The sequence below is a fragment of the Rhizobium ecuadorense genome, assembly GCF_001187535.1.
GTDB lineage: Bacteria > Pseudomonadota > Alphaproteobacteria > Rhizobiales > Rhizobiaceae > Rhizobium > Rhizobium ecuadorense.
This window is the reverse complement of sequence record NZ_LFIO01000404.1, coordinates 1-1,291: the sequence shown is the minus strand read 5'-3', so window position 1 is coordinate 1,291 and position 1,291 is coordinate 1. Positions and strand designations below refer to the sequence as shown.

Below are 1,291 nucleotides of genomic sequence, written 5' to 3'. Positions count from 1 at the left end.
CCAGGAGACGCTGGGCGGCCGAGAAGCTTGCCGAGCGCGATGGATTGCGTGTGTCGCGCGAGACGTTGCGCGGCTGGATGACGCAGGCCGGATTGTGGCTGTCACGCAAGCAGCGGCGGACGTTTCATCAGCCGCGCTTGCGGCGCGAAGCCTATGGCGGGCTGGTGCAGATCGACGGGTCCGAGCATCGCTGGTTCGAGGATCGTGGAGATCCGTGCTCGCTCCTGGTGTTTGTCGACGATGCGACGGGCCGGTTGATGCAGTTGCGGTTCGTGCGCTCTGCCTTTTATTCCGACAAGCACTCGGTCTTCCGGGTGACGAAGAAGGAGGCCAAGGGTGGTCAGGGCATGACCCAGTTCGGGCACTCTCGGAGCTAAATATCGAGATTCTCTGTGCAAACTCCAGCCAGGCCAAAGGCCGTGTCGAGCGGATGAACCGGACGCTGCAGGATCGTCTGGTCAAGGAATTGCGACTGGCAGGCATCGACAGCATGGAGGCAGGCAATGCATTTCTGCCGGGCTTCATGGTGGACTACAATGGGCGGTTTGCGATTGTCCCTGCCCGATCCGATGACCTGCACCGGCCGGTAAATCTTGCACCGGATCGGTTGAAAGAGATCCTGTGCAAACGCGAGCAGCGCTATGTCGGATCGCAGCTGACGTTTTCGTTCGAGCGTAAGCGGATCATGCTGGAGGAGAGCGACGTGACGCGCGGATTGGCCGGCCGCTATGTCGAGACCTATGCCTATGCCGACGGCCGCCTCGATGTACGATGGAAGGGACATTCCCTGCCCTACAAAACCTTCGACAAGGACCAGCGGGTGACGCATGCGGCGATCACCGAGAACAAACGGCTCGGCGACGTTCTGTCTTATATCAAGGAGCGTCAGGAGCAGCCGTCGAAGCCGGTGGTGATGACCAACAGCGAGATGAACGGCTATGTGCGACGTGCTCACGGTCCGGGACGGCGGAAGGATTTTACGAACGATCCGGCCGTCATCGAACGCCATAAAGCTGCGCTGGCAAAGCGCGATGCTGCCGAGTGAGGCGTCGATCGCATCGTCTTAAAGCTAAAGCCGATGGGCGCCCCTCACCCGCCCCCGCTCCGCCCTTTCAACCCGGCCCAGCCGGTCGGATCGGGGCTGATCATCAGAGCCAGCGTCGCGTTTCTAACTGGCTGACAATGTCGCCCCTCTAATCAGCTTTGACAGCAATTGTAACCGCAAAGTTAGAATGTAAGAACGACTGGCATCTATTGCTCGATCCATCTCCACCCTATTGCAGGAAAAGGT

General features: G+C 59.8%; 1 pseudogene. It reads left to right on the top strand.

Features of this window, described 5'->3' with window-relative positions:
- Positions 1–1,045, top strand: a pseudogene (locus AF337_RS10820) (transposase family protein); the annotation flags it as partial.
- Between the last annotated feature and the right edge of the window lie 246 nt (positions 1,046–1,291).